Below are 24,585 nucleotides of genomic sequence, written 5' to 3'. Positions count from 1 at the left end.
AATGTCAAGTGATTTTAATATAATAATCGAACAAGCCAATTCAGCCCTTTTGGCAAGGGATTACGAGTTTGCGGAAAAAATTTTAATTTCTCAATTAAAAAAAACGGATACGGAAAATATTGATGAAGTAATCGCACTTAAATCGCTTTTAGGGAAAATTTATATCCGTTCGGGAAATCTTGAAAAAGGGCTTTCGGTTTATAAAGACCTGAATAAAATAAAACCGGATAATATAGATATTGAAAATAATCTCGGTGTAATTTATAGACGGCTTAATTTATTTAAAGAATCCATTGACATATTAAAAAACGCAAAATCATTGGATGAAAAAAACGAAACTACATTATATAATCTCGGAAATACTTATAAACAGCAAGGCGATTATAAAAATGCAGCCCTGTGTTTCAGCGAAGTATTGGAAATAAAACCCGATGATGCACTGGCCTACAACCATTTAGGTACCGTATATTTTTTATGTAAAGATTATATTAAAGCAATCGAATCTTATAAAATGGGACTCCGTATAGACCCCAATAATCCGTTTTTACATTTTAATATTGCAGAAATTTATAAATTACGTAAATCTTATAAAGATGCAATTTTATCTTATCAAACCGCATTAACGACAAAACCCAACTGGTATGAAGCTCTGCTGGGACTTACGGATTGTTATGTTTCAACCGGAAATATACAAAAAGCCATTGCCGTTTACAAAACCATAATAGGTTTAAACGGGCAAAACGAAAAAGACTTTTCACGTCTTGCGGAGTTATATGAAATAAAAAATGAAAAAGATGAAGCTGAAAACTATTATAAAAACGCTTTAAAAATAAACGAAAAATATCTTCCGGCAATTTTAGGATATTCAAAATTATTAAAATCGCAAAACAGATATTTTGACGCATTTAATGTGTTATTAAACGGTATAGAAAAAAATACCGACAACAAAAAATTATTGCTTGATACCGCCGATACGGCACTGATGCTTGAAGATTATACGAAAGCAAAAGATATCCTGAACACTTTAGCGGTAAAATGGGGCAATGACTTTGAAGTGTTAAAATCGCAAGGAAAACTTTTTTCTATGCTCGGGGAAAATAAAAAAGCTGAAAATATTTTCGAGCGTCTTTTAAAACTTTCCCCTGACGAAATAAATTTAAGACTTGAGCTTGCGGATTTATATTTCCATAACGAAAAATTTGAAGAATCTTCAGAGCAGCTTTTAAAATATTTAACTGAAAAACCGCAGGATATCGATGCAAGGCTAAAACTCGGTAAGGCATATACCGAAATGGAGCAATACGATAAAGCCAAAACCGAGTATAAAAAAATACTCAAAAATGACGAAAAAAATACACAGGTATTGGCAGCTATATTGGAACTTAATAAAAAACTCGGAAACACGGCAAAAGCCGTACAAGTAGCGGCCGATATGATTCAAATACAAAGCGAAGATAATTTGGGCATAAATGATTTGCCGGATTCTCTTCAAATGTATGAAGATGCCGTAAGTAATTACGGCGATGATTCCATTTTAAATAAAAACATCGACTTACTCCGCACCCCTAATGAAGAAATGGATTTGTCTCCGATTGAGGATAACTTAAGCGCTCAAGATGTAAAAAACGAAAACGAAACGGAAGACGAACTTACTCTGGGGGAAGCCATTGAAGATACTCCGGATTTGGAAATGCCTTTTGACGATTTAATGGAATTGGCGGATGAAGAGTTGTTTGAAGGCTCGGACAGTGAAATTGACGATACGATGTCTTTGGATACTCCCATAGACGACGCTCCCGAAACAGGCGATTCAGGACCGGCTTCTTTTAACCTTTCTTCCTCAAGCAAAAAAAATCAGGATATAATTCCTCAAGAAGAATTTCAATTGCCCGATATTACACCTTCCTCGGTTTCTTCCGGCACTCCTTACGGCAGCGGCTCCGGAAACGGAGGGGCGGAGGCCAAACCTAAAATGGAATTTACCGAGGAAGAAGAAATTCTTGATTTTCCGAATAAACGGGAAACAGGAACAACCGGCGGTATAAATAACGGCGCGGAACAGAATAATTTTTCCGAAACGGGAAAAGAGCCCGCCTCGAATTTAAGCGGCGGCTTAACCGGGGATACCGGATTCAAACCGTATTCGGATACGGACGCAGAAGAGGGATTCGGCTATTTGCCGGAAAAGGAGCCTTTACTTCAACAGAAAAGAGCCGCTCAGTTTCAAAACGAAAACAAAATTTCGGAAGATACACGTGCCGCTTTAAATGAGCCGGAAAGACCCGGTAACCCTATACCCGCTAAAAATACGGAAGGCCTTGGAGGCGGCGGTTCGGAAAATATTTTTTCTCAAGACGGCGGCCAAGTTCAAAATGAGGCGGTTTCTTCTAAAGGTTTTGACCTTCAAAACGACAGCAGGGTAACGCAAGCTTTGGCATCGCTTAATAAAACGGTTGAGTCTCTTGATGCCATGGCGGGAGAGCTTGCTTCTAAAATTAAACAATTCGAAAAAAGAAAAAATAATGCGGCTTCTTTATTTGAAGAGGAAAAATCCGCCGCTTCGGATACCGTTTCCGAAACAAAAAGTTCCGCGGCGACAGGTAAAACAAGTTATGCAAATTTAATTCCCCGCACCGTAAAAAAATCTCCTCATTTTGAACGGGAATTGGAAGCAATAGAAAATTCCGAAATAATAAAGTTATTTTCGTATTTAAGCGATTTAATGAAAAGCCTCCCTGAAGAAAATTTAAAAAAGTTTTTAATAAGCAACGAACGTATTCAAATGGAATATGTTATCGATAAGCTTTCAGGCGATTTGGGTTTAAAAAACAGAATTATTTTAATGAATATAAAAAAAAAGTTTAATAAAAACCCTGGAACCTAAAAATTTAACGGAAGAAAGATTAAAAAGTACGCTGGGTTATTTGCGATTGGTCGCATCGCAATTGCCGGACAAAGGCTTTGCCGAAGCGTGCAGCGAAAAACTCGACAAAATCATTCAAAGTATAAGCTCGGCGGGAATGACGAATCTTGACACTTCCGCCTAAAATAAACTATACTTGTTTTTCTTATGAACAAACTTTTATTTGCATTTAATATTACCGAAATTATTCTTTTCGGTTTGGGACTTATTTGTTTTATAGCCTTGTTTTTTATACCGGCAGGCTACGGAAAAATGATAAATAAAAACTGGGGATTTTCTTTTAATAATAAGGCCGCATGGTTTATTATGGAAGTACCGACTTTAATTACAATGATTACACTTATGTGCATTTGGGCATCGGGTGAAAATTTTGTACGTATTATTATAGGAAGTTTTTTTATTTTACATTACTCTCAACGCGTTTTAATTTTTCCGTTTTTATTAAAAGGAAAAAGCAAGATGCCCGTAACGGTCGTTCTAATGGGCGTTTTGTTTAACACGGTAAATGCTTTTTTAATAGGTTCATGGCTTTTTTATTTATCGCCTAAAGATATGTACCGAATTTCGTGGCTTTACGACCCGCGCTTTATAATAGGAGTGTTTATTTTTCTTTCGGGAATGGCTATAAATATCGACTCGGACAAATATATCCGCTCGCTTCGTAAAGAAGGCGATACGGCTCATTATTTTCCGCATAAAAGAATGTACCGCTATGTTTCCAGCGCAAACTATTTTGGAGAAATAATAGAATGGTGCGGTTTCGCTATTTTATCGTGGAGCCTTGCCGGAGCTCTTTTTGCATTTTGGACGGCGGCAAATTTAGTGCCGCGCTCTTATGCAATTAACAAAAAGTACAAAGAAGACTTCCCTGAAGAATTTGAAAGTATAAAACCTAAGTGCATTTTTCCGTTTTTATTTTAAATTCGGAAAAATATTATAAAATAATTTTTGGCAGGAGGAATATTGTGCCGAGTCCGGTTTGGCTTTTTTTGGGACCTGAAATAGGAGAGCGAAACACCGCAGTTGAAACAATTTCAAAAACTCTTTTAAAAAAATACGGCGATATGGAAACTCATACAATGTATGCGGGCGAAACCGATATGGGAAGCGTAATTTCTCTTTTACAAAACGCATCTCTTTTTTCGCCGGCTAAACTTGTTATCTTAAAATCTGCCGAACTTATTAAAAAAAAAGAAGATATAGAACTTTTAACAAATTGGATTGACTCGGTTTCCGCTGATAATATTCAAAACGATTCCTTTTTAATTTTAATTTCCGATGAAATTTCAGTTTTAAAGAAAATCTCGGATACGGTTCCAAAAGCACAGCAAAAAATATTTTGGGAAATGTTCGAAAATAAAAAACAGGAGTGGATACGTAATTTCTTTTTTAAAGAAGGCATTAAAATCGAAAACTCCGCCGTCGATTCTCTTTTGGAATTAGTGGAAAACAATACCGATGCATTAAAGACGGCGTGCTCTCATTTGGCCTTATTTTTACAAAAAGGCTCGGTAATTACACAGGAAGATATAGAAAAATTTTTTGCGCACAATAAAGAAGAAACTCCGTTTACGCTTTTTAATGCGCTTACCCTTGCCGATTTGGAAGCTGCCTTATCCATTACGCAAAAGTTGATGCTTTCAAAAAATTCTTCTCCCGTGCAGATAATTGCAGGTCTTACTTATTGTTTTCGCCGTTTAAACGATTGGCACGAAGCTCACCGTGAAAACGCTTATCTTGATGATTTTGCTTTAAAACGCTTGGGCTTTACAAGCAAAAATGCAATTACGCAATATAGACGCGCTGCAAACCTTTGGAACGGAAACCGCTGCACAAAAATTATAGCCTTACTTGCCGAAACGGATTTAAAGCTCCGCTCAATGGGAACGGGCTTACAAAATACGCTTATGGAAATTTGTCTTTACGAAATTACCGGAAAATCCGGAGATTCCATTGCAAAATATGTTTAAACGGCAATTGCTATAAACCTATTTCCGTTTTAAGAGCCGTAACCGCGGAGGCAACCTCGCTTGAAGCCGCACTGAAAGACGAATCGGAATTTAACATAAGTTCGGCTTCTTCAAATTTTCCCGCATTGATTGTAGAGGCAACCTTACCCGCTTCTTTATGAAATTGAGCATGCTTTGCCAAACAAACTGCAAATGAGGGTAAATTTCTATATTTTTCGGTTGCTTCGCTGTGCAGCCATTCTCCGAATTCGCATTTATTATCTTTGGAAATGGTTTCGGCATCAAGTTTTTCATGTAAATCAATTGCGGTGCGGAGTTTTACCTTCCATTCTACGTGCCGTTTAATTGCATTATTTAAATCAATAGTCCTTTCCGATTTTTTAACGGCAGTCCGCTTTTCACTATTTCCTACTTTAAATTTATTTACCTCATTTGATAAATTCTCTATACTTATTTTATTCTTCTGAGCTATTACCGTTACCTCTTCCACTGAAGTATTTATTTGACTCGTTCCGGACGCCATTTCATTCATACTGTCGGTAATAACTCTGGTCAGGCCGTCAAGTTTTTGCATTTCTTCGGCGACACCTTCGCCTCCTTTCAGCATTTCTTCGGAACCTTCTTTTACTTCTACAGTTACCATATTTATATTACGGATTGCATTAAGAACTTCCTTACTGCCGTTTTCCTGTTCGTGCATAGCTTCCATAATTCGGTTACTCATTTCTTTAACATTTTCCGCCAAAGAAAAAATAGCATTGAATTTTTCTTCAACCGTTTTAGAGGATTCCGAAAGGGTATCGATTTCGGTTGAAAGAGTTTTTAAGGTAGCGGTTATTGTTTTTCCTTGAGCCGAAGACTCTTCGGCCAATTTTCGGATTTCGTCCGCAACAACCGCAAAACCCTTTCCGGCATCACCCGCATGAGCTGCCTCTATCGCCGCATTCATAGCTAAAAGATTTGTTTGACTTGCAATATGCTGAATAACACTTGAAGCTTCCATTAAGCTGCCGGATTCTTCCGAAATTTTTTGCGTTATGGTATTTGAAGAACTCAATGTTTCTTTACCGTCCGCCGTAGCGGTTGCAAGCTCTTTAATTATATTATCGCTTTTTCCGAGAGTTTGAGTAATTGAACTTATATTTGCAACCATCTCCTCTACCGAAGAAGAAGATTGAGCTACACTTGCAGCCTGATTTTCAATGCTGTTATTAAGCTGCTTTATTGTTCGAATAATTTCTTCCACGGTAGCGGCGGTTTCCGTAACGCTTGCCGCCTGAGTCAGCGTTTGTTTTTTAACGCCGTCAATGTTTGCGCTTATTTGGTTTACGGAAGTAGCGGTTTCCGTCATACTGTTTGCAAGAGCGTCTCCTATGTCAAGCATAGTTTCCGCATTATTTCCGATTTCCTGAATTGAAGCTTTTATTTTTTCGATTGTTTTATTAAAATATTGAGATAAGTCCGTTATTTCATCATTACCGTGTAAAGGAAGGCGCACCGTTAAATCTCCTTCCCCTTCGGAAATATCTTTTAAAGCAACGACTACACCCGTAATCGGTTTTACTATTGCATGAGCCGTAAGAAATACAACGATAAGAGCACTGATTAAAATTATAATACCGATAAAAGCTAAAGACTTTTGCAAAGTTTGTACCGTTCCCATAAATTCTTCTACCGGAGCTTTAATAATTAAGGTCCAACCTGTAGTTTTTATCGCGGAATACGAGGCAATACAGGATATTCCCTTATAATCATAATAACCTATTTCGGTGTTTTTCACATTAAGAGCATGCCGTACAAAAGCCGCAAGAGAAGAAAAGCCCGTGTCCGTTTCCGATGCCTTTATAGGATTCAAAGCCGTTTTAACCGATTCATTATCTTTATGCGCAATAATATTTCCCGTTGTTCCGACAACAAAACAATAGCCCGTTTTACCTACAACAATGTCGTCAATATCTTGCGATAACAGTAATCCGTCTACGGTGGCACTTAACATCCCTATAATATCTTTATTGTCCCCGTAAATCGGAACGCTTAATACCGTAATAAGGGAGCCGTCCAATTTTGAAATAAACGGCTCGCTTATAAAATTCTTGCCCTGCCTTGTAGGCCCATACCATTCCTGTGTGCTTATATCAATTACTTTTTCACCGTATGTATATAAATTACCGCTCATATCGGCCAAACTTAAAAGATGTATCTTATTGTTAAATGCAGCTTCTTTTTTTAAATACAAAGCTTTTTCGGTATAAGAAATACCGTCATCGCGCAGTATGGGAGCCCGGGAAATACCTTCAAGGAATTGGAAAAAGGCCTGTACTCTGCCGTCAATAATTTCTGCGGAATCGACCGCTTTATCTGTAAGGTGTGCCTCTACCTTTTCGATAACGGCTTTTTTTGCAATTTGCGATGCTAAAAGGCTTAATACAAAAGTGGCAGCCATAGTTAACAATCCGAATATAATCAATAACTTTAATTTTATGGAGCGACGTTTTTTCATTTTATAATTTTCTCCTTAAAATATTTATATGGATAGGGGGGGGGGGGGGGTAATATACTGATTTTTTGTATTCATGTCAATAACTCTCCTTTATACTTTACGTAAATCAATTATATACTTATCGGTAAAAAAAAGCAAGATAAAAATATAGAATGAGAGGAGTTTTTTAATAAAAACTTTATACGGGCATATCCTCTTGTTTTAACCGCTAAAAATCCTTATAATTTAACGCTCATAGAACAATTTTGAAATTAAGAAAAGAGAATGGAAGATTTTAAAATAATTTCGTGGGAAGAACTTATTGCCGTTAAAGAGTGTTTATTCCCGCAAGGAACCTCCGTTACGATAGGAGGTTTTGACGGGCCGCATAAGGGGCATAAAGAGCTTTTTAAATATGTATTAAACTATTCTGAAAAAAACGGAATTCCTTCAGGAATTATTACTTTTTTCCGTCCGCCCGTTTCGGTAAAAAACGGCTCTTATTCCGGAGACGTATCGACTTTAAGACTGAGGCTTAAAAAGTTCAGAGAGCTGGGTTTTCGGTTTGTCGTACTTATTGACTTTTCTTCGGAATTCGCTAAAATAGAAGGTAAAGAGTTCTTCGATATTCTTATAAAAACTATCCGTATAAAGTATCTTGCCGTAGGTGAGGATTTTTCGTGCGGATATCGCCGGGGATTTGGAGCGGTTGAAATTAAGGAACTTGCTTCACAGATTGGCTTTTGCTTTGATTCCATAAAATCCGTAAACCTTAACGGTAATTTACGCATCAGTTCTACCGCTATACGTAATGCCGTTGCGGCGGGAGATTTTACCCTTGCAAAAAACCTTTTGGGTTATCCTTTTTTATTCGATATCGTAGGTCCTGCGTGGTTAATAACCGAAAACAATTCGCTTTCGGCACTGCGCTCGTATATAACGCAGATACTTCCGAATTACGGGAAGTATAAGGTTTTAATTAAAACGATTGACGGTGCGGTAAAAAAAGCCGTTTTTTTTGTAAAAGAGAGCGAAGTCGGGCTTTGTCTTGAAAAGGATAGCACCGGTCAATTCGGTTTGGAAAATCTTAATAACTTTGACGCAATTGAATTTATTTGTAAGGAGTAAAAAAAAATGGCAATTACAAAAGAGCAAAAAGCATCGATTGTAAAGAAATTCGGTGCAAATGAAAAGGATACCGGTGATATTAAGGTACAAATCGCATTGCTGACGGAAAAAATTAACCAGTTGACCGAACATTGTAAGGTCAATAAAAAAGACGCCGGCAGCAGACGCGGCTTACTGGGTATGGTCGGACACAGACGCAGTTTGCTTAAATATTATCAGCGTACCGACATTGAGGGCTACAGAGCAATCCTTAAAGAGCTTAACCTCAGAAAATAATTTGACAGGGTACAAAGAGTTCCTTGCTCTTTGTACCTTTTTATTTATGTATAAGGAAAGAATTTAATTTGGAGAAAATAATGAAACAAAGAGTTACTTATAAAATAGGAGAATACGATTTAATACTTGAAACCGGGCATTTGGCCAAACAGGCTAACGGTTCAATTTATGCGGAATATGCAGGTTCCGCTATCTTAGCTACAATTTGCGCGTCCGGACAAGCCCAGGAAGGTTTGGATTATGTGCCTTTAACTGTTGATTATAACGAAAAATATTATGCCGCGGGAAAAATCCCGGGCGGATTTATAAAAAGAGAAAGCCGACCTAAAGATAAAGAAATTTTAGTTTCGCGCCTTATCGACAGACCTATGCGGCCCTTATTTAAAAAAGAATTCGGAAGAGAAATTCAGCTTATTCCTACCTGTATTTCCACCGATATGATAAACCCGCCGGATATTCTTGCGGTTATTGCAAGCTCCGCAGCAGTTCATATTTCGGATATTCCCTTTGACGGACCGGTAGCTGCGGCACGCGTTGCATTTAAAAACGGAGAATATATTATAAACCCGACATTTGAGCAAATAGAAACCGCCGATATGGAAATAGTAGTCGCCGGAACAAAGGACGGCATTACAATGGTTGAAGGAGGGGCTAACGAAGTTTCCGAAGAAGTTATGCTTACGGCTCTCGAAAAGGCCCATGAAATGATAAAGGCTCTGTGTAAAATCCAAGAAGATTTACGGGGACTTGCCGGAAAAGAAAAATTGCCGCTTGTTCCTCTTGAAGTTGAGCTTGAAAATAAACAAGCCATTTATGATGAGGCATTCCCTCGTCTGAGCAAAACCCTTTATCTTTCCACAAAGATGGAACGCCGCGAGGAATCCGATAAGGTAAAAGAAGAAATTGCGGAAAAATATGCCGAACAGCTTGAAGATGAAATTCAGCTAAAACTTTTTAACGCCCTTTTTGAAGAAATGGAATATAATATTTTGCGTAAAAATATTTTGGATAAGGGCTTACGCGTTGACGGGCGCGGCACAAAGAATATACGCCCCATTACCTGTGAAATAGGTGTATTACCCCGTCCGCACGGTTCGGCGGTTTTTACACGCGGCGAAACCCAGTCTTTGGGAGTTGTAACAATCGGAACGGTTTTCGATGAGCAAATTTACGACGATATCGAAGGCGACCGAAGAGAAAATTTTATTTTACACTACAATTTCCCGCCTTTCTCCGTAGGTGAGGTAGGAAGATTAGGCACGGGAAGGCGTGAAATAGGCCACGGAAATCTGGCTCACCGCTCTCTTTACCCTATGATTCCTTCAAGAGAAAAATTTCCGTACACTGTACGTGTAGTTTCCGAGATTTTGGAATCCAACGGCTCTTCTTCTATGGCGACCGTTTGTTCCGGAACTCTTTCGCTTTTACATGCCGGTGTTCCGATGAAAAAGCCCGTTGCAGGCATTGCTATGGGTTTAATTACCGAAGGTAACGACCGCTATGCAATTCTTTCCGATATTTTAGGCGAAGAAGACCATTTAGGCGATATGGATTTTAAGGTTGCCGGTACTGCGGACGGCATTACAGGTTTTCAAATGGATATAAAAATTGCCGGAGTTTCTTCCGAAATTATGAAAAACGCCCTTGCTCAGGCTAAAGAAGGAAGACTGCATATTCTCGGTATAATGAACCAAACTATTTCAGTCCCCAGTTCGGAACTTTCACAATACGCTCCGCGTGTCGAAATGATGACTATCCCCGAAGATAAAATAGGGGCATTAATCGGCCCCGGAGGAAAAAACGTAAAAGCAATTTCCGAAAAATATAATGTAACAATAAATACCGAAAACGACGGAACGGTTACTATTTACGGTAAAGACGGCTCTTCCGATTTAAAAGGAGCAAAATCCATTGTTAAGGGAATTACAAGCGACCCTGAAGTAGGAACGGTCTATGACGGTGTCGTTAAAAAAATTATGGATTTCGGAGCCTTTATAGAAATTATGCCGGGCAAAGAAGGTTTGTGCCATATATCGAAACTTTCGCGCTCCCGTGTTGAAAAAGTTTCCGATGTTTTAAAAGAAGGACAGGAAATACCCGTTAATCGATAAAATCGGAAGGCTTAATCTTTCATATATCGACGCACTGGAAGAGAAAAAATAAAAGCATTATAAAAGATTTTTATAAAATCTTAAAACGATTTTATAATAAATAAAAAACAAAGCATTCAATTGAAAAATTATTTTCCTTATGTTATACTTATTTGCTATGAAAAACATAAGGAAAATGCCCATCGGGGTACAAAGTTTTGAAGACTTACGTAAAAAAGATTTTTTCTATGTCGATAAAACCGAGTGGGTATGGAGCTTGGTTAACGGTTATAAGGTTTACTTTTTAAGCCGTCCGCGCCGCTTCGGAAAAAGTCTTTTTCTTTCTACCCTTGCGGCATATTTCCGCGGTCAAAAAGAATTGTTTAAGGGCTTAAAACTCGAAACCCTTGAAGATGCCGAAAAAAATACCCGCGAGATATGGCAGGAATATCCTGTTTTATATTTGGATTTTAATGCGGGTATTTACACTGACAAAACGGCCTTAGTTAACAGATTTGAAAGTTTTTTTCAACAGTATGAAAAGTTATACGGGCCCTCTACAATATCGGATATTCCGATAAGGTTTGAACAGCTGTTAAAACAAATTTATGAAAAAACCGGTAAACAGGTTGTAATTTTAGCGGACGAATACGATAAGCCCCTTCTTGAAACAATGAATGAAAACGATGAGCTTTATGAAACTTACCGTAAAATATTAAAAGGTTTTTACGGAGTTTTAAAAAGCTGCGACGCCTATATACGTTTTGCCTTTTTAACCGGAGTTACCAAATTCAGTAAAATAAGTATTTTCAGCGATTTAAACAATTTACTGGACATTTCGCTTGAAAAATCCTATGCGGAAATTTGCGGCATTACTCAAGAAGAACTTGAAGCAAATTTTATGCCCGAAATAAAAGCTCTTGCGGAAAACTGCTCTCTTACCGAAAAAGCGGCTCTTGAGCGTTTAAAAGAAACCTATGACGGCTATTTGTTTCATCAAAACGGAAAGCCCGTTTATAATCCCTTAAGCCTTATAAATGCCTTTGCTTCCCGTGAGTTCGGCTATTATTGGTTTGCCACGGGCACTCCCACCTTTTTAATAGATTTATTAAAAGGAGGCGATTACGATTTACGCGATATAACCGAAGAGGCGGAAATGAGTAAGGAAAGCTTATTCGATTACCGCCCCGATGCCGAAAATCCCATACCCGTATTTTTTCAGGCTGGGTATTTAACGATAAAAAGTTATGATGAGCGCTTCGGTGTTTATAAATTGGGCTTTCCGAATAAAGAAGTAAGACAGTTTTTTTTTAATAATCTTGCTCCCGCATTCACGGGAATAACGAAAGATGAAACGGGGTTTTATATAAAAAATTTTATAACCGACCTTGAAACAAAAGATATAAACTCTTTTATGAAAAGAATGTATGCGGCCTGCGAAGGTATTCCGTACAGTACTGCGACAAAGAAAAACGGAGCGGTGAGGGAAAGAGATTATCAAATAGCGTTTTATATAATTTTTACGCTTATGGGGTATTATGCTGAAACGGAAGTACACAGTCATAAGGGGCGTGCGGATTTGGTTTTACGCACTGCCGATACGGTTTATGTTTTCGAGTTTAAAACCGACGGAACGGGAAGTCCCGATGAAGCTATTTTACAGATAAAAGAAAAGGGGTATGCCGAAAAATATAAGATGAGCGGCAAGCGTCTTATTCTTATCGGAGCCGTTTTCGGCGACGATATAACGGAAAAAACTTCCGATATCTGGAAAGCTGAAGAAATTCGGTTTACTTCTTTTTAAAATAAAATATGTTTCTCTTTCAGTCTTTTTTAAAAAATGCCGATAATTTAACACATAATAAAAATTTATAATGGAGTTTTAAGTTGAAAAAAATAAAAAAATTATTTATAATTTTACCGCTTATTTTAGCGTTTATTTTTGAATCATGTAAAACCGCCCCGATTCTAAAAGGAATTGAAGAACCTTTCGGAATTATCGGAGACGATGCGGACATATATGTTTATATGCCTGTGGAAAAAAACAGGAAAATTGTAGAACAGGTTTTACCGGCCGCAACAGGGCAAAGTATGAAGCAAGCCTTGAGCAGAACAACCGCAATTTACTCAGGCATAACTATAAGTGCGGCGGGAGTTGAAGTACGGGTTTGTGCAAGGGGCAAATATCCTTACGGTATGACGGATTCTTTTTTTAAAAAGAAAGACGGTTGGAATCCTAAAAAAACAAAAGAAGGATATAAATATTACGAATCTCCGTATCTTGATGTTTCCATACCTTCACCGCTTATTGCGTGTATGGGTCTTGGGCCGCAAAACAGAAAAGATATGCAAGAGCTGTTGAGCCGTATGAAAAAACCGGTAGACCCCGAATTCCCTGAAAAATTCAATTTTCTTATAAACTCAAATTTACAAGATATAGGAATTTTCGTAAAAAACCCCGATTTATTTTTATCCGGTATTTTGGGTGTCAGTTTAGGGCTCCCTCTCGGAAAAATCGAAATGTATTTAAAAAAAGCGTCGGACGGTATGCAGCAAAATGAATATCGTTATGACTTATACATAGAAAGCGGCACTCCTCAGACTACAAAGGTTGCAAAAATGATTTTACAAAGAGCTTTAAAAGCGGAAGTAAAAGTAGAAGAAAATATGCTTATTGTAGAGGGCGGAAATATTTCGGAGGAAAAAATTACCGCTATTATAAAATCGATATATCCTAATTAAAAATAAAATAGAATAGGGAGAATAAAAATGCCTACTTACGAATATGTTTGCGACAGCTGCGGACATAATTTTGAAATGTTTCAGAGAATGAGCGATGAGCCGATTTCCGTTTGTCCTAAATGTAAAGGCTCGGTGCATAAAGTCCTCTCGGGAGGCTTGGGAATTAATTTTAGAGGTTCGGGTTTTTATATAAACGACAGTCATGCCTCGCCGCCGGCAGCGGCAAATTCAAATTCTCCTGCAAAATCTTCATCCGGCGGAGGCTGCTCAGGCTGAACCTCATCATCGTGCTCCGGGTGTTAGCACTTAAATTTATGAAAAAAAATGTAAAAAACACAATGCCGAAGTTTTTTTGTGAAAACTGCGGTAAAGAAGTTAAACGGAATACAAGAGTATGTCCTCATTGCGGCAGATTTTTCGCTTCGGTACGCTGTCCGGAATGTAATTATTTGGGGTCAACTGAAGAATTTATAAACGGCTGCCCCGAATGCGGCTATGCTTTTACTTCCGATTCGGACAAAACTAAAAAAAGCGGGAAAAAAAAGCGGAGAGAGCCTGTAACGGTTTATAAGTCAAACCGTTACGACGACCCGCTGCCGTGGTGGGTCTACAGCCTTGTAATGGGGCTGGCCCTGGTATTGGCGGTTTGTTTTTTTAAATTATAAAGATTCAGCTATCCTTCCGCAATCTTTCCGTTTTCAACTCTAATAACCCTATCGGCTTCTTTTATTGTAGAAGGTCGGTGAGCAATGGTTATTATGGTTTTATCCTTCCGTATATTGTTTAAGGCTTGGCGGAATAACGCTTCGCTTTCACTGTCTAAATTGGAAACGGCTTCGTCCATAAGAAGGATAGGAGATTTTTTTAAAACCGCACGGGCAATTACAATGCGCTGCTTTTCCCCGCCTGAAAGCTGAACGCCGCGTTCTCCTGCATTGGTATCATACCCGTTAGGCAGCTTTTGAATAAACCCGTCAGCCATAGCAATCTTAGCCGCAGCTCTTATTTCTTCATCGCTTACACCGGGACAGGCAAGAGCGATATTTTCTTTAATTGTCTTATTAAAAAGATATACATCCTGCGGAACATATGCAATGATATCCCGCACGGAATTTTGGTGCATTTCTTTTATATTCTTTCCGTCAATATAAATTGCTCCGCTGTCCGGGTCATAAAACCTCATAAGTAAATTTGCAATGGTAGACTTACCCGCTCCCGATTCACCTGCAATGGCAATACTCTCCCCCGCTTTGACGGTAAAGGTAATTCCGTGCAAAACCTCAATTCCTTTTTCATAAGAAAATTTTACATCTTTAAATTCTACACTGCCTAAAATATTCATTTCACTTAGAGGAATATATGGAGCACAATCTTTAATCGAAGGCTCCTCTTCCAATATATTTAAAATTCTTTTTGCCGCTCCGTTTGATATATTCATCGCTCCTGCCGTTACCGAAACTCCCATTATGGGAATAAAAGCAAAAAGGGAGAACACGATAATAACGGGCACCATTTCAGGCTTTAAAACTCCCGCTATTACCTCATAATGAGATAATAAAATGGTTGCAATTAAAACCGCGGAAGTAATTAGATTAATGATTAAACCGTATAAACCCTTAAAGCGTCCGTCCTTCATTTCTTTTTTGTTTAAACGCAAAGTATCCGCCGCAACTTTTTTAATATATTTTTCTTCTTTTCCGAAAATTAAAATTTCACGCAAGCCTTGTACGGTATCAATGGCTTCCGCATTTACAAGTGCAATCCCCTCGCGTATTTCATCTCCTATTTTTTTTTGTAATCGGATTAAAAAATATACGGAACGGCCGCTACAAGAATACAAGCTGCAAAAATTACAATTGCAATCTTTATTGAAAGAAAGCTCAAGGTAATTAAATACAGCATCGTGCATACAAAGGCTATAATATAAGCTCCCGCAGTGTGCGCATAAAAAACTTCCATAGCCTCAACATCTTCCACTAAGGCGGAAGTAATATTGCCGCTTCTGTTTTTTAAAGTAGACTGAGGAGCCGTTGCCGAAACCGCATCATATAAAAGGTTTCTTATTCTTTCAATTACGGCATACGCGACCAAATGGCATTCGTACATTTCTAAAAATGCAAACAATCCCTTACCCGAAATAAAACCGAAAAGCGGAATAAAAAGATAAAGTACATTTGTCGAATCTATTTTAAATAAAACGGCGGAAGTAATATATGCACCCGTTAAAACCGTAAGTAATGAAAAAACGCTATTCAATATTCCGTAAATAACGGAAATAATAAACTCTTTTTTATATTCGCTTATATATTTAGTCATCTTAATAAGCGGCAGATATTTTTCTTTAAACATTTTCTTTCTCCTATAAATTCTTTACAAGAAATGAATATAAGTAAAACTTATTTTCAAATTCTTAATAATTTTTATGCTCCCCGTTTATAAACCGGCATACATTGCCGTTAAACACAAAGTCTAAAAGATAAACGGAAAAGTGCCGTCTGCCTTTCCTGTCCGTTTATCCGCTCTTTTTTTCTTGTGCTTCAATAAGCTTTTTGTAATATCCGTTTTTCGCAATGAGCGTTTTATGCGTGCCTTCTTCCGCAATTTCTCCGTTATGTAAAACTAAAATTCTATCACTGTCTTCTATAGTGTTTAAGCGATGTGCAATTGTAATACTTGTCCGCCCCTTTAACAAAACGGAAAGACTTTGTTTAATTTCATTTTCATTTTCGGTGTCAACTCCGGAAGTCGCTTCATCAAGTACTACTATAGGAGAATTTTTAAGTACGGCTCTTGCAATTGCAATACGCTGTCTTTGCCCTCCTGAAAAGTTAAGCCCCCGCTCTCCTACCTTTGTATTATATTTTTCAGGTAAACTTTGAATAAAAGAATCTATGTTTGCAATTTTACATGCTTCAATCAGCATACTCTCACTTGCATTTTCATCTGCATGCAATAAGTTTTCTTTTACGGTACCGTTAAACAAATATGTTTCCTGTGAAACTACGGTAATTAAACTTCTCAAATTCTTTAAACTTAAATCTTTTAAGTTTATTCCGTTAATATAAATTCCTCCCGACTGAGGCTCATAAAATCTAAGCAGTAAATTTATAATTGTACTTTTGCCGCTGCCCGATTCTCCCACCACGGCAAGTTTTTCATTTTTATTTACCGTAAAATTTAAATTTTTAAAAACCGTATTCTTTTTTTCGCTATACATAAAGTCAATATTTGTATATGTAATTTCAAAACCGTTTGCGGCTTTTACGTCGATAAGCAGTTTTCCTTCATCTTTAATTTTTTCTTTTTCATCAAGGAGAGCAAAAACTCCTCCTGCGGAAGTTATACCCATAAAGCCCTGATGAAAATATGCGCTTAACTCATTTGCAGGCCTGAAAATTTCATTTGTCATAAAAAGAAGGATAAGAAGCGATTCCGGCTGCATAATATTTTTTGCCGTCAAAAATGCCGCAACGGCAAGCGTAAAACTTACCCCTATCCCGGAAGCAAAATTGGCAATTCCGACTTCGGTTAAATTCACTTTTAAATTGCGCATAGTTTCGGCAAAAAGCGTATGCATTTTATTTTTTAATATATTTCCGATACGCTCTTGTGCATTATTCGCCTTTGCAGTTACAATGCCCTGTATCCCGTCTAAAATTTCGGAAGTTAAATTTCTGTATGCCGTCCAATGAGCATTTGAAGATTCGGATAAAACTTTACCGAATGCAATAGGCGAAATTAAAACTATAATAAGCGATACTGTAGAAATAAAACCCAAGATATAATGCAGTGAAAAAACATAGACAAGCATTGCGGAACAACCTATAATGCACACAAGCACTTGAGGAATATAAAGCGTCAAATATCCTTCCAAATAATCTACACCGCTTACCATTGTAGAACCCAGTTTACCCGTTCTTTCATCATCTAAAAAAATAGGTCCGAGTTTTAAAAGTTTATCGTAGATACGCCGTCTTAAAGTATTTTTTACTTTTCCGATAATCTTTTTTCCGTACACGGAGTTTAAATATATTAAAACAAGACGCATAGCAATAACCGCAATTAAATATATTACATTGTGCATTATCAAAGAAAAACCTTCTCTGCCGTAAAGCTGCCCGATTATTCTTCCCAATAAAACCGCTTGAAAAATATATGTCGCAGAAACGGCAATACCGAGCATTGCTTTAAATAAAATATTAAATCTGACTCCTGCGGTTAATTCTACAACTCTTCTATGAAGCATCATAATAAAACCTCCTCTCCGATATCTAAAATTAAATTCCTATTGTTTAATAAATTTAGGCTGTAAATTTCTTGAGGATTTGTAAACACCTCGCTGCATAATCCCTTTTCTACAATTTCACCGTTTTGCATTATTATAACCTCATCGCAAAAATATTCGATTAAATCCAAATCGTGTGAAATAAAAATAAGGGTAAGTTTATATTTTTCTTTCAAAGTTAATAAAAGAGAAATTATTTGTTCTTGTACTGAAACATCCAACATTGAAGTCGGTTCATCAAGAATTAAAATTTCAGGACGGATTAAAAGTGCACGGATAATACAAATACGCTGAAGCTGTCCGCCTGAAAAAGCATAGGGGAGTTTATCCAATTCATTATAATCGATTCCCGTATTTACACAAAACTTTTTAACTTCCGTTTCAAAATTTTCTTTAGATTTATAAAGCTCTTTATGCAGGGAATAAACCTCGTCCAAACTGCGGCGTATTGTAAAGTCGGAATCCAAAGCGGATTCGGGATTTTGCTGTACCATTTGAATATGCCGATAAAATTCCTTTTTATTTTTATACTCGGTAATAAGTTTTCCTCTTATAAAAATATCCCCGCTGTCCGGCTTTATTAAATTTATCAAACAATGAGCAAGCGTAGTTTTCCCGCACCCGCTTTCCCCCGTAATTCCTAAAACGGAAAAAGGTTTTACTTCAAAACTTATGTTTTTTAAGACGGGAGTAAAGGCTTTGCATATTCCGTTTTTGCGGAAATGCTTTGAAAGTGCAACACATTTAATCATCTTTGATTTCTCCTTGTCATATTTTTCGGCATTGCCTCCAATAAGGATTGAAAATACTTTGAACGTTTGTTTTTAAACAACTCTTCCGTTTTGCCCTGCTCTATAATTTCTCCGTTATACATAAGCGCACAGCGGTGCGAAAGTTTTTGTGCAAGTTCCAAATCATGAGTTATAAGAAGAATGGCGATATTTTGTTTTTTATAAATCGAATAAATTAAAGATGCGTAAGAATTCCTAAGCACCATATCCATTCCGCGTGTAGGCTCATCGAAAATAAGCAGAGAAGGTTTACATGAAAGCCCTAAGGCAGCCGTAACACGGTGCTGCATACCGCCGCTTAATTGAAACGGATACATATTTAATACGTCTTTTTTAAGTGAAAGACTTTGAAGTAAATTTTCGGAATATGAATGTATGCCGGCCCTTGTTTTAAGCAGTTTATGCGCCTTTATGGGAATTGCAATTTGCTTTTTTATTTTTAATAGCGGATTTAAGGCATTTAAGGAGCTTTGCGGCACAAGGCCTATTTCTTTTCCGCGAAGAACGTTATATTCTTTTTCGCTTAATTTTGAAATTACTTTGCCGTTATATAAAATACTGCCTTCGATAATTGCATTTGACGGTAACAATCCTAAAACACTTCCCGCAAGCACCGATTTACCGCAACCGGTTTCTCCCATAATTGCAAAAATTTCATTTCCAATATGTAATGAGATATTTTTAATAATTTTTTTTCTTGTATTTCCGATTAAAAAATCTATATTTAAATTATGTATTTCCAATATGCCGCTCATTATATTTTCCTCCTTAGATTTTTTGTATATTGTAAAAAATCGATACAGGCTTCGGATAAATTTGAAAAAATAAGAATAACACTGAATTGAAAAAGACCGGGGAATATCATAAGCCACGGAGCATAATGTATAAACCTCAACGATTCTTTCAACATTAATCCTATTTCAGGATTGGGCGGCCGCACACCGAATCCTAAAAAAGAATAAGCGGAAATACCTATTATAATATGACCCAAAACTAACGGGAATGTAGGTAAGATGAGCATATATGCCGGTTTAACTAAATGCCTTGTAATAATAAACATATTTGATGCACCCAGAATTTTTAACCCCTTAATATAATCGCTGTGCTTTAAAATCATTATTTCGCTTCTTACCACTTTTATGTTAAACGTCATTCCGAAAATAACGGATATGGCAATTAAAATAAATGCCGAAGAACCGAAAACCGAAGAGAAAAAAATTGCCGCGGCAATCATCGGAAAAGACAGTATCAAATTACAAAGATAATATACCGCTTCATCGGCTATACCGCCGTAATAACCCGTAATAAGACCGATAAACCCGCCCAGTAAAAAACTGCATATTTGCGCCGTTAAAGCAATAAAAAAAGTATATTTAAAACCTTGCAGTGTTCTTAAAAATACATCTCTTCCGAAATCATCGGTACCGAAAAAATGCGTAGACCCGGGAGGTAAAAAACGGTTTTCAAGCGAGGCGTTTATTTCAAGCGGAACGATAATGTCCGATAAAATAACACATAAAATAATGAATGCGCTTAATATTGCATAAATGAGGACTTTGATTTTATACTTATCTTTGTTTTTCATTTTTTCCCCTTATATAAGTACATCAACGCTTATTACCGCATTGCAAAACCTCTTTTATCAATTAGGCAATAAAGAATATCCGCAATAAAATTAAAAATGTTTACAAAAAGACCTAATAAAAAAAGAGTTCCTGCAATTACCGGATAATCTTTTACGTTTATCGCATTTGTAAGCATAAGCCCGAGACCCGGGATTGAAAATATATTTTCAATTAAAATAGCCCCTCCTATAAAGCTTCCGAAATCGATGCAGGAAACCGCAATCGCAGGGGCTGCAATATTTTTTAAAATATGTTTTGTAAAAATTATTTTTTTCGGTATTCCGAGAGCTTGCGCCGAAAATATAAACTGTTTACTTAAAAGCGATTCCGTTTTATTTTGAATGATACATGTTAAATTTGAAAACGACATACTTCCCATAAGCAGGGCGGGAATAAGAAGACTTTTTATACCGTGATATCCTATTGAGGGAATTGCAGGCACATAATGAGCGATACTCCACAGTAAAATAATACCTACCCAAAACGGCGGAACCGACATACAAATTATGCGCCAGTATTTTAATAACAACCGGCAAATCGTATGCTCCTTTACCGCGGCAGTCATTCCTATAGGAACACCCAGCAAAATATATATGAGCATAGTAAGTATTGCAAGTTTAAAAGTTATCGAAAAACGTTTTATAAAAATCGAAAACACCGATTCACGCGTCATATACGAATAGCCAAAGTTCCCTTTTGCAAGTGAAGTAACCCAGGACATATACAACTCGCCGAAAGGCTTGTCAATGCCCAGCCGTTTTTCATATTGAATACTATTTGAATCGCTTATAAAACCTCTTTGATTTTTTGCTCCCAACAAAAGTTTTCCCGCATTGCCGGGAGCAAAATACACAACCGAAAAACTTAAAAACGATAATATAAGTACGGAAGGTATAATCATTAAAAATTTTCTAAACAATACCACGGACGAATTCATTTTTTCCCGCTTATTTTCTTAATCTTACATTACTTAAATCTATAAGATACACATTACCGTTAAACTGAAAGCCTTCAAAACGGGGATTAAAAATTGCAACGCGTGAACTCGTACACAGCGGAATTGTTACACATTGCTCGTATTGTTCTTTCCACAAAGCCCCTGCGTGCATTTTAATATCTTCTTCGGTTTTTGACTCAATCAAAGCCAGCGCCGCGTCTTTCGATTCTTTGTTGACGGCATAGCTTAAACCGTACTCGGTATACTTATCGTCAAACCCGAAATATGTTACGGCACCGATAATCGGTTCATACCAAGGGTGCTGAATCGCTAAACTGTAATTTCCCGTCTTAAAATGTTCTTTCATTAACTCCCCTGCGACGGAAATAATTTCGCAATCTATTCCGAGTTTTTTTAATTCGGATTTTACAAAAACGGCCAAATCTCTTTGATAATCTTCTTTGGAAGAAATTAAAAATTTAAGAATAACTTTTTTTCCGTCTTTTTCTATAAAGCCGTCATTATCGGTATCGCTGTAACCCGCTTCCTTTAATATTTTTTTTGACAATTCAAAATCATAATAATACGGTTTTTCGTTTTGCGGACCGTCTATAAAAGCGGGATTAAATTGATGACCGCAAACTTGGGGTATGCCGAAAAACAGCGTATCGACCAAAACCCTGCGGTTTATACCGTATTCCAACGCTCTGCGTAATTCTCTATCGCTGCAAAACCCCTCTTTCCAGTTAAAACCGATACTCATCAATGAAGTAAAAACTTCGGCAGGTTCCGCAATAAAACTCATTTTTTTTACTTTTATTAAATCGTCAACAGACGGATATTGTATTGACAGATAATGCTCGCTTATTCCAAGTACATCAATTTGTCCCGATGATAAAGCCAAATCCCTTGTAGTGTCATCGGAAATAACAATCCATTCTACATTTTCAATTGTATATGCGATACTCTTATTCCAGTATGATTGATTTTTTACAAGATAAGCCGATTGACCTTCATTATATTCTTTTAAAATATATGCACCGGTTCCGGTAAAATCCGTTATATTCATTGCGGAATCGATTCCGTTTTCTTTTATTGCGGTTACAAGAGCAAGGTCGTGCGGCAAAAAATAATACGGTGCCGTAAGTGTAATTTTTAAATGCTCAGTATCTACAACCGATACTTCTTTAAGTAAATATGAAAACCCGCACCACATAATCGGAGCAACATATTCAATATCCCATTTTACGGTTTGTGCCGTAAGAGGTGTTCCGTCAGAGAACCGTACATCGGTACGCATAGTAATAGTATATTCCGTTGCCGTGTCATTGCGCTCCCATTCCGTGATAATATTCGGAAGCGGTCTGTAATCGGGCGTAACTTTTAAAAGCGTATCGAATACCAAGGTTGAACCTTCTTTGGACTGTTTAAAATCTCTAACGGCTCCTATTTTAAGTACGGTATTTTCATCTTCCGCCTTTTCTTCGGAAGTGCAGGAACACAACATCAATACCGCTATAGAAAATAAAAATAAAATTATCCGTTTCATAAAAACCTCCATAGAAATTCCGCAACCGCAGACTTTATCAAAAGTCGAGGATTGCAGAATTTTTGTGCTTTTGCAACGTAAGTGAAAAAGCACATATAATAATGCGAGTTTGCAAAACAATTTTTCAGGCAAACTCGGGCAGTGTTTTTAATCGGTGTAACAGCACCGATTAAAATAAACCTCCTATAAATTCTGCAACCGCAGACTTTATCAAAAGTCGAGGATTGCAGAATTTTTGTGCTTTTGCAACGTAAGTGAAAAAGCACATATAATAATGCGAGTTTGCAAAACTGTTTTTCAGGCAAACTCGGGCAGTGTTTTTAATCGGTGTAACAGCACCGATTAAAATAAACCTCCTATAAATTCCGCAACCGCAGACTTTATCAAAAGTCGAGGATTGCAGAATTTTTGTGCTTTTGCAACGTAAGTGAAAAAGCACATATAATAATGCGAGTTTGCAAAACAATTTTTCAGGCAAACTCGGGCAGTGTTTTTAATCGGTGTAACAGCACCGATTAAAATAAACCTCCTATAAATTCTGCAACCGCAGACTTTATCAAAAGTCGAGGATTGCAGAATTTTTGTGCTTTTGCAACGTAAGTGAAAAAGCACATATAATAATGCGAGTTTGCAAAACTGTTTTTCAGGCAAACTCGGGCAGTGTTTTTAATCGGTGTAACAGCACCGATTAAAATAAACCTCCTATTAAAACACAATGTTGCCTTGAGTTTACTATAATAAAAATGTATGTATATTTCTACTCCATTTTAGTTAAATATAATCCGAATTGGTATTTTTTTAGGAAAATATGCAATTATACGAACTGTTATACAGTTCTATAATCCTGCAAGTTGACTTTCATCCATGCGATTTTTAATATTATTCCTGTATTGTAAAGGCGGCGTTCCGTAGAGGGTTTTAAATGCTTCCGCAAATTTACTTGCATTTGTATAACCGCAGCTCAATGCAATGTCCGTAATTTTTCGGTTTGTAGAAGAAATATAAAAGGCGGCGGTTTTAAGTTTATATTTTTTTAAATATGAATAGGGAGCTTCACCGTACATCTGCTTAAACAGTTTTTGAAAAATCGTATAACTCATATCTTCATCTTTTACCAAATTCTGAAATGAAATATTTGAATCAAGATTGTTTACGGCATACTCGTGAATTTTTTTTACTTTGTTTATATGATAACCGGAATATAAGGCTTTTTTGCAATATTCGGCTGAAGTTATTACACCGAGTAAATGTAATATTTCCAAAATTTTAATTTTTAAATAATCAATACGTGCAAAATTATTTTCATCGTACATTTTTTCCATAATGGCCGTAATTTCGGAATTTGATTTTATTTTATACCAACCGTCTTTTAAATTAAGTTTATTACAAATTTTTTCAATATCGATGGAAAAAGAATTTGCAATGTCTTTAAATTGAGAGTCTATTTCATCTAAAAAAAATAAAATGCTTATTCCTTTATAAATTTTTAAAGGGAAAAACGCTTTTAAAAGTGCAAGTCTTTCATAATTTATAGCCGTTTCTTTTTCACCTAAATACGAAAATGTAGTATTTTCAAATTCTCCTTCCAAAAGCCCGTGTTTGCAATAATCTATTCGAAACACATTTCTGGGTTTTCCTTTAAGAAGATGTACTTCATCGGTGTCTACATCATACAATTCTATTTGTATTCCCGTATAAATTTTTATTGAAACGGTTTTATCTTTACCCATAGCTATACCTTTTTAATAAAGTAAGAAGGAATATACATATATTGCTCAGGCTTTTTTTTT

16 protein-coding genes and 4 pseudogenes are annotated in these 24,585 nt (G+C 36.8%); 10 read left to right on the top strand and 10 right to left on the bottom strand.

The genetic code is table 11. The features are described from left to right. Position 1: 1 nt before the first annotated feature. The 3 genes from DYQ05_RS04570 to holA all read left to right on the top strand — a co-directional run bounded on the left by DYQ05_RS04570 (position 2) and on the right by holA (position 4,893). Positions 2 to 2,884, top strand: a complete 2,883-nt coding sequence (locus DYQ05_RS04570; protein WP_252723517.1) for a tetratricopeptide repeat protein — start codon at positions 2 to 4, stop codon at positions 2,882 to 2,884. Between the two features lie 186 nt (positions 2,885 to 3,070). Beyond that, a complete protein-coding gene (locus tag DYQ05_RS04565) occupies positions 3,071 to 3,844 on the top strand; it encodes a DUF1295 domain-containing protein (RefSeq protein ID WP_029410026.1) in 774 nt (257 codons plus the stop codon). Between the two features lie 44 nt (positions 3,845 to 3,888). Then, on the top strand, positions 3,889 to 4,893 hold the full coding sequence (gene holA / locus DYQ05_RS04560) for a DNA polymerase III subunit delta (protein ID WP_206183922.1): 1,005 nt from the start codon (positions 3,889 to 3,891) through the stop codon (positions 4,891 to 4,893). 10 nt (positions 4,894 to 4,903) lie between these two features. Here the strand turns inward: holA and DYQ05_RS13640 are convergent. Continuing rightward, positions 4,904 to 5,218, bottom strand: a pseudogene (locus DYQ05_RS13640) (CZB domain-containing protein); the annotation flags it as partial. Between the two features lie 84 nt (positions 5,219 to 5,302). Further along, a pseudogene (locus DYQ05_RS04555) lies at positions 5,303 to 7,393 on the bottom strand (methyl-accepting chemotaxis protein); the annotation flags it as partial. Between the two features lie 264 nt (positions 7,394 to 7,657). Here DYQ05_RS04555 and DYQ05_RS04550 point away from each other — a divergent pair. The 7 genes and pseudogenes from DYQ05_RS04550 (at position 7,658) to DYQ05_RS04520 (ending at position 14,273) form a co-directional block, all read left to right on the top strand. After that, entirely contained in the window at positions 7,658 to 8,500 is an 843-nt protein-coding gene (locus tag DYQ05_RS04550) for an FAD synthetase family protein (protein WP_024466863.1), read from the top strand. Between the two features lie 6 nt (positions 8,501 to 8,506). Continuing rightward, entirely contained in the window at positions 8,507 to 8,776 is a 270-nt protein-coding gene (gene rpsO, locus DYQ05_RS04545; RefSeq protein WP_020964757.1) for a 30S ribosomal protein S15, read from the top strand. An 80-nt stretch (positions 8,777 to 8,856) separates the two neighbouring features. Further along, positions 8,857 to 10,939: pseudogene (gene pnp / locus DYQ05_RS04540) on the top strand (polyribonucleotide nucleotidyltransferase). A 105-nt stretch (positions 10,940 to 11,044) separates the two neighbouring features. Then, on the top strand, positions 11,045 to 12,670 hold the full coding sequence (locus DYQ05_RS04535) for an ATP-binding protein (RefSeq protein ID WP_024465791.1): 1,626 nt from the start codon (positions 11,045 to 11,047) through the stop codon (positions 12,668 to 12,670). A gap of 83 nt (positions 12,671 to 12,753) precedes the next feature. Continuing rightward, positions 12,754 to 13,608 carry a TP0453 family lipoprotein gene (locus DYQ05_RS04530; protein ID WP_020964753.1) on the top strand — a complete coding sequence of 285 codons (855 nt, stop codon included), beginning with the start codon at positions 12,754 to 12,756 and terminating at the stop codon, positions 13,606 to 13,608. Between the two features lie 27 nt (positions 13,609 to 13,635). Beyond that, positions 13,636 to 13,884: an FmdB family zinc ribbon protein gene (locus DYQ05_RS04525; RefSeq protein ID WP_020964752.1), complete on the top strand. Its 249-nt coding sequence runs from the start codon at positions 13,636 to 13,638 to the stop codon at positions 13,882 to 13,884. Between the two features lie 38 nt (positions 13,885 to 13,922). After that, positions 13,923 to 14,273, top strand: a complete 351-nt coding sequence (locus tag DYQ05_RS04520) for a double zinc ribbon domain-containing protein (protein WP_024466867.1) — start codon at positions 13,923 to 13,925, stop codon at positions 14,271 to 14,273. Between the two features lie 8 nt (positions 14,274 to 14,281). On the opposite strand, the pseudogene DYQ05_RS04515 reads toward DYQ05_RS04520, so the two are convergent. The 8 genes and pseudogenes from DYQ05_RS04515 to DYQ05_RS04480 all read right to left on the bottom strand — a co-directional run bounded on the left by DYQ05_RS04515 (position 14,282) and on the right by DYQ05_RS04480 (position 24,525). Then, positions 14,282 to 15,957: pseudogene (locus DYQ05_RS04515) on the bottom strand (ABC transporter ATP-binding protein). A gap of 163 nt (positions 15,958 to 16,120) precedes the next feature. After that, a complete protein-coding gene (locus DYQ05_RS04510; protein ID WP_024469568.1) occupies positions 16,121 to 17,857 on the bottom strand; it encodes an ABC transporter ATP-binding protein in 1,737 nt (578 codons plus the stop codon). Next, on the bottom strand, positions 17,854 to 18,645 hold the full coding sequence (locus tag DYQ05_RS04505; protein WP_024469569.1) for an ABC transporter ATP-binding protein: 792 nt from the start codon (positions 18,643 to 18,645) through the stop codon (positions 17,854 to 17,856). The genes DYQ05_RS04510 and DYQ05_RS04505 overlap by 4 nt, the downstream gene beginning before the upstream one ends. Then, a complete protein-coding gene (locus DYQ05_RS04500; RefSeq protein WP_024469570.1) occupies positions 18,642 to 19,439 on the bottom strand; it encodes an ATP-binding cassette domain-containing protein in 798 nt (265 codons plus the stop codon). Before DYQ05_RS04500 ends, DYQ05_RS04505 begins: the two co-directional genes overlap by 4 nt. Then, positions 19,439 to 20,269, bottom strand: a complete 831-nt coding sequence (locus DYQ05_RS04495) for an ABC transporter permease (protein ID WP_024469571.1) — start codon at positions 20,267 to 20,269, stop codon at positions 19,439 to 19,441. The genes DYQ05_RS04500 and DYQ05_RS04495 overlap by 1 nt, the downstream gene beginning before the upstream one ends. 32 nt (positions 20,270 to 20,301) lie before the next feature. Next, entirely contained in the window at positions 20,302 to 21,246 is a 945-nt protein-coding gene (locus tag DYQ05_RS04490; protein WP_206183921.1) for an ABC transporter permease, read from the bottom strand. Positions 21,247 to 21,256: 10 nt separating this feature from the next. Continuing rightward, positions 21,257 to 22,795 carry an ABC transporter substrate-binding protein gene (locus tag DYQ05_RS04485; protein WP_206183920.1) on the bottom strand — a complete coding sequence of 513 codons (1,539 nt, stop codon included), beginning with the start codon at positions 22,793 to 22,795 and terminating at the stop codon, positions 21,257 to 21,259. Between the two features lie 836 nt (positions 22,796 to 23,631). Next, entirely contained in the window at positions 23,632 to 24,525 is an 894-nt protein-coding gene (locus DYQ05_RS04480; protein WP_194076406.1) for a helix-turn-helix transcriptional regulator, read from the bottom strand. Positions 24,526 to 24,585: the final 60 nt, after the last annotated feature.

Origin of the sequence: Treponema pedis (assembly GCF_017161325.1) — a bacterium.
Taxonomy (GTDB): domain Bacteria; phylum Spirochaetota; class Spirochaetia; order Treponematales; family Treponemataceae; genus Treponema_B; species Treponema_B pedis.
Note: the sequence above shows the minus strand (reverse complement) of the source record. Positions and strands in the feature narration are given on the sequence as shown.